Raw genomic sequence first — 6,161 nt, 5'->3', positions numbered from 1 at the left:
GGAGCTGAGTTCAGTCGTTTAGCAGAAGTTTTTGACCCTGCTCATATCTACTATGCCCACCCGTATTCTTCTTGGGAGCGTGGTACTAATGAGAATCATAATAGACTCATCCAGCGTTAGTTGCCTAAGGGAAGCAAAAATGCGACTCAACAACAAGTCGCATTTATTGAAAACTGGATTAACAACTATCCAAAGAAACTATTCAATTATAAATCTCCTAAAGAGTTTTTACAGACTGGCTAATTTGAACCTGAAATTTGGCAACGTTTTCAATATATGAAAACTTTCCAAAAATAATGAGTTTACCCTTGAAAGTGTTTCCAAAAGATGGTAAAATATCTGTGAAAGCGAAATTTTCAAATAGAAAGGAAGTCCAATAATGAACACTGATGATACGATTACAATTTATGACGTTGCACGTGAAGCTGGTGTCTCAATGGCAACAGTTAGTCGTGTTGTAAATGGTAATAAAAATGTAAAGGAAAACACTCGTAAAAAAGTCCTTGAAGTTATTGACCGTTTAGACTATCGTCCAAATGCAGTTGCTCGTGGTTTGGCAAGTAAGAAAACGACAACTGTTGGTGTTGTTATTCCAAATATCGCTAATAGCTATTTTTCAATTTTAGCGAGAGGGATTGATGACATTGCTGCTATGTACAAATACAATATCGTTCTTGCATCAAGTGATGAAGATGACGATAAAGAAGTTAATGTCGTAAACACTTTGTTTGCTAAACAAGTTGATGGTATTATCTTCATGGGTCACCATTTGACTGAAAAAATTCGTGCAGAGTTCTCTCGCTCACGCACACCAGTTGTTCTAGCAGGGACAGTTGATTTAGAACATCAACTTCCAAGTGTTAATATTGATTACAAAGCTGCTGTAGCAGATGTTGTTGATATTTTAGCTAAAAACAATAAAGATATTGCCTTTGTTTCAGGACCACTTATTGACGAAATCAATGGTAAAGTTCGTCTTACTGGTTACAAAGAAGGACTTGAAAAGAACAATCTTTCATTCAAAGAAGGACTTGTATTTGAAGCAAACTATGACTATAAAGATGGTTATGAGCTTGCTCAACGTGTGATGAACTCAGGTGCAACAGCTGCTTATGTAGGTGAAGATGAATTAGCTGCAGGTCTTTTGAACGGCTTGTTTGCTGCAGGTAAAAAAGTTCCTGAAGACTTTGAAATCATTACAAGTAATGATTCACCAATTACTTCATACACACGTCCAAACCTCAGCTCAATCAGCCAACCGGTTTATGACCTTGGAGCTGTCAGCATGCGTATGTTGACTAAAATCATGAACAAAGAAGAACTTGAAGAAAAAGAAATTATTCTTAATCATGGTCTTAAATTACGTGGTACATCACGTCAATAATTTATTTATCTGAAATCAGCCTTAGGGCTGATTTTTTTGAGCTTTAGTGAAAAATGTTACAAAATAGGCTATAATAGAGTTTATGAAAGTTTTACTGTATTTGGAAGCCGAAAATTATTTAAGAAAATCAGGAATTGGTCGTGCCATTAAGCACCAAGAACGTGCGCTTACGATGGTTGGTCAAGATTATACAACAAATCCAGACGATGATTATGATTTAGTGCATATCAATACTTATGGAATTAAGAGCTGGAAATTACTAAAAAAATCTAAAAAAGCTGGTAAAAAAGTGTTGATGCATGGTCATTCAACAGAGGAAGATTTTCGTAATTCATTTATTGGCTCTAATTTAGTATCACCAATTTTTAGATGGTACCTTTGTCATTTTTATAACAATGCAGATGCCATTATTACGCCGACAGAATATTCAAAATCACTAATCAGTGGTTATGGTGTTGACAAACCTATTTATGCTGTTTCAAATGGTATTGATTTGTCACGTTATGTGCCAAATCCTGCTAAAGAGGAAACTTTTAGACGTCATTTTGGCATTAAACCAGATGAAAAAGTTGTTATTTGTGCTGGGCTTTATTTTATGCGAAAAGGTATTGATGAATTTGTTGAAGTTGCTAAACAAATGCCTGATGTGCGTTTTATTTGGTTTGGTGAAATAAATAAATGGGTTATTCCACATAAAGTTCGAAGCATCGTGACACGCAAACATCCAGATAATGTTACCTTTGCTGGTTATATCAAAGGGGATGTTTTTGAAGGGGCCATGAGTGGTGCTGACGCCTTCTTTTTCCCAAGTCGTGAGGAAACAGAAGGAATCGTCGTTCTTGAAGCCCTTGCTAGCCACCAACATGTTGTCGTGCGTGACATTCCAGTTTACCATGGTTGGGTTGATGACAGCTGTGCTGAGTTAGCAACTGACGTTGATGGTTTCGTTAAAGCTTTACGAAAAGTTTTATCAGGAAATAGTGAAAAACAAGAAGCAGGTTATCATATTGCTGAGAGTCGTAGTATTGATAAGGTTGCTCATGAATTGGTTGATGTTTATCACAAAGTAATGGAGTTGTAAAATGAGAATAGGACTATTTACGGACACCTATTTTCCTCAAGTTTCCGGGGTAGCAACAAGTATTTGCACCCTTAAGGAAGAATTGGAGAAAGAAGGGCACGAAGTTTATATCTTTACAACCACAGATAAAGCGGTTAAGCGCTATGAAGATCCGACGATTATCAGACTTCCAAGCGTTCCTTTTATTTCTTTTACAGATCGCCGTATTGTCTATCGTGGATTGATTTCGTCATATAAAATTGCTAAACAATATAAACTAGATATTATTCACACACAGACAGAGTTCAGTGTTGGTATGCTTGGAAAAATGATTGCAGCTGCGCTAAGGATTCCAGTCGTTCACACTTATCACACGCAATATGAAGATTATGTTGGTTATATTGCTAAAGGAAAAATCATTAAACCTGGGATGGTTAAGTACATTGTCCGCGGGTATTTAAATGATTTGGACGGTGTGATTTGTCCATCACGTATTGTGTTAAACTTGCTTGATGGTTATGATATCAAGATTCCAAAACGTGTTATTCCAACAGGAATCCGTGTTGAAGAATACGAACGCAAGGACATCACAAAAGAAGATGCTATGGCACTTCGTGAGCAACTTGGAATTGCCGAGGACGAGACAATGTTGCTAAGTCTGTCACGTATTTCTCATGAAAAAAATATACAAGCGATTATCCAACAATTTCCAAATGTTCTAGCGCAAAATAGTCGTGTTAGACTGGTTGTTGTTGGTGATGGACCATATCTTTCTGACCTTAAAAAAATGGTTGCTGAACTTGGTATCGAGGAAAAGGTTATTTTCACTGGAATGGTGCCACACGATCAAACAGCGATTTACTACAAAGCTGCTGATTTCTTTATTTCGGCTTCAACAAGTGAAACCCAAGGTCTCACATACACTGAAAGTCTTGCCAGTGGAACACCAGTTATTGCGCACGGAAATCCTTACTTGGATGATATCATTGACCAAAAAATGTTTGGAACACTTTTCTATCAAGAAGAGGATTTAGCAAATGCTATTTTAGATGCTATTGAAAATACTCCTAAAATGGATGAAAAATCCTATCAAGCTAAGATGTATGCTATCTCAGCTGAACATTTTGGAAAATCAGTTTATGCCTTTTATTTGGATGTTTTGATTTCTGCTGAGAATAAGAAAAAAGAAAAATTCTCATTGACTGTTCGTAGAAAACGCGAAAAAACATCTGTAAAAATTGCTCACTCTGCTATCAAACTTCCAGCAGAAGCTGCAAAAGCAACGGTTAAAACATCTGCCAAAGTTTTTAAGGCACCAAAACGTTTAATTAATTCAATTCGAGATTTCCTTAACTAAGTTCTTGAAAAATAAAAAATTCGTGTTATAATAGCTATCGAAGACAAGTTGAACAGGGTTTAACCTTTAGAGCGAGTGCCGGTTGGTGAGAAGGGCGCAGGGTTAGCTGATTCAATACTCCTTCCATTGCTTTTATGCAAACATAAAACGGTTGCTACGATATAGCTATTTTGAGGTTTACGACTCTTTTTTGTCGTAGATAAATGAAGGTGGAACCACGTTACGACGTCCTTTTTGGGCGTCGTTTTTCTTTTATCTCGAGAAAAAAGCATTGTGAACTCGTCAAATTCCTTTTGTCTGGTTCCAAAAAGGAATTCTCAACAATGTCATTATTAAAAAAGGAGAATAGTATGGTTAAAATTACTTTTCCAGATGGCGCTGTGCGCGAATTTGAATCTGGTGTAACAACTTTTGAAATTGCTCAAAGTATCAGTAATTCACTAGCTAAAAAAGCTTTGGCTGGTAAATTTAACGGAGAATTGATTGATACCACACGTGAAATTACAGAAGATGGTAGCATCGAAGTTGTGACACCTGATCACGAAGATGCACTTTCAGTTTTGCGTCACTCTGCAGCTCACCTTTTTGCCCAAGCTGCTAAACGTCTTTTCCCAGACCTTTGCCTTGGTGTAGGTCCTGCAATCGAAAATGGTTTCTACTACGATACAGATAACAAATCAGGTCAAATCACTGATGAAGATCTTCCTCGTATCGAAGAAGAAATGAAAAAAATCGTTAAAGAAAACCTTCCATGCGTTCGTAAAGAAATTTCTATCGAAGAAGCGCGTGAATTGTTCAAAAACGATCCTTACAAACTTGAATTGATTGAAGAACACGGTGAAGACGAAGGTGGTCTTACTGTTTACACACAAGGTGAATTTACAGACCTTTGCCGTGGCCCACACGTTCCTTCAACTGGACGTATTCAAGTCTTCCACCTATTGAACGTTGCTGGTGCTTACTGGCGTGGAAATAGCGACAACGCTATGATGCAACGTGTCTATGGTACTGCTTGGTTTGATAAAAAAGACCTTAAAGCTTACCTTAAACAACGTCAAGAAGCTAAAGAACGTGACCACCGTAAACTTGGTAAAGAACTTGATTTGTTCATGATTTCTCAAGAAGTTGGTCAAGGTCTTCCATTCTGGTTGCCAGATGGTGCTACAATCCGTCGTACTTTGGAACGTTACATCGTTGATAAAGAAGTGGCTTCAGGATACCTTCACGTTTACACTCCACCATTGGCTTCAGTTGACCTTTACAAAACTTCAGGTCACTGGGATCACTACCGTGAAGACATGTTCCCAACAATGGATATGGGTGATGGTGAAGAATTCGTTCTTCGTCCAATGAACTGCCCACACCACATCCAAGTTTATAAACACCACGTACACTCATACCGTGAATTGCCAATCCGTATCGCTGAAATCGGTATGATGCACCGTTACGAAAAATCTGGTGCTTTGTCAGGTCTTCAACGTGTTCGTGAAATGTCTCTTAATGATGGTCACTTGTTCGTAACACCTGAACAAATCCAAGACGAATTCCAAAAAGCTCTTCAATTGATTATCGACGTTTACGAAGATTTCAACTTGACTGACTACCGTTTCCGTCTTTCATTGCGTGACCCTAAAGACACTCACAAATACTACGATGACGATGAAATGTGGGAAAATGCTCAATCAATGTTGAAAGCAGCATTGGATGAAATGGGCGTTGATTACTTTGAAGCTGAAGGTGAAGCAGCCTTCTACGGTCCAAAACTTGATATCCAAGTTAAGACAGCTCTTGGTAACGAAGAAACATTGTCAACTATCCAACTTGACTTCCTTCTTCCAGAACGTTTCGGTCTTACATATGTTGGTGCTGATGGTGAAGAACACCGTCCAGTTATGATTCACCGTGGTGTTATCTCAACAATGGAACGCTTCACAGCTATCTTGATTGAAAACTACAAAGGTGCATTCCCAACATGGCTTGCTCCTCACCAAGTAACTGTAATCCCAGTTTCTAACGAAGCTCACGTCGACTATGCTTGGGAAGTAGCTAAACTTCTTCGTGACAAAGGTGTTCGTGTTGACGTTGATGAACGTAACGAAAAAATGCAACTTAAAATCCGTCAAAGCCAAACTAAGAAAATTCCTTATCAATTAATCGTTGGTGATAAAGAAATGGCTGATAAGACAGTTAACGTTCGTCGTTACGGTAGCAAACAAACTCATACAGAATCTATTGATGAATTTGTTGAAAATATCATGGCTGATATTGACCGTAAATCTCGTCCAGACGCTGAATAATTCCTTATATTTGCATAATAAATTCGGTAAAAAAGAAGTCCTGCGGGGCTTCTTTTTATGTTT

At 37.9% G+C, this 6,161-nt stretch carries 4 protein-coding genes and 1 pseudogene; all 5 read left to right on the top strand.

Annotation, left to right across the window (positions count from 1 at the left end; genetic code table 11):
• Positions 1-243: pseudogene (locus tag HMPREF0819_RS08945) on the top strand (transposase); the annotation flags it as partial.
• A gap of 136 nt (positions 244-379) precedes the next feature.
• Complete coding sequence (ccpA, locus tag HMPREF0819_RS04400) at positions 380-1,384, top strand: catabolite control protein A (protein WP_004232834.1); 1,005 nt, start codon at positions 380-382, stop codon at positions 1,382-1,384.
• Positions 1,385-1,466: 82 nt separating this feature from the next.
• Complete coding sequence (locus HMPREF0819_RS04395; RefSeq protein WP_004232832.1) at positions 1,467-2,465, top strand: LTA glycolipid anchor biosynthesis glycosyltransferase, IagA/BgsA family; 999 nt, start codon at positions 1,467-1,469, stop codon at positions 2,463-2,465.
• Between the two features lies 1 nt (position 2,466).
• Positions 2,467-3,801, top strand: a complete 1,335-nt coding sequence (locus tag HMPREF0819_RS04390; RefSeq protein ID WP_004232830.1) for a glycosyltransferase family 4 protein — start codon at positions 2,467-2,469, stop codon at positions 3,799-3,801.
• 350 nt (positions 3,802-4,151) lie between these two features.
• On the top strand, positions 4,152-6,098 hold the full coding sequence (thrS, locus tag HMPREF0819_RS04385) for a threonine--tRNA ligase (protein WP_044023330.1): 1,947 nt from the start codon (positions 4,152-4,154) through the stop codon (positions 6,096-6,098).
• Positions 6,099-6,161: the final 63 nt, after the last annotated feature.

Origin of the sequence: Streptococcus equinus ATCC 9812, from assembly GCF_000187265.1 — a bacterium.
GTDB classification, from domain to species: domain Bacteria; phylum Bacillota; class Bacilli; order Lactobacillales; family Streptococcaceae; genus Streptococcus; species Streptococcus equinus.
This window is presented reverse-complemented; position numbering and strand designations above follow the sequence as displayed.

Coding starts and splice junctions, on each gene's coding strand:
- ccpA (WP_004232834.1), top strand. CDS start 380: ATGAACACTGATGATACGATTACAATTTATGACGTTGCACGTGAAGCT.
- HMPREF0819_RS04395 (WP_004232832.1), top strand. CDS start 1,467: ATGAAAGTTTTACTGTATTTGGAAGCCGAAAATTATTTAAGAAAATCA.
- HMPREF0819_RS04390 (WP_004232830.1), top strand. CDS start 2,467: ATGAGAATAGGACTATTTACGGACACCTATTTTCCTCAAGTTTCCGGG.
- thrS (WP_044023330.1), top strand. CDS start 4,152: ATGGTTAAAATTACTTTTCCAGATGGCGCTGTGCGCGAATTTGAATCT.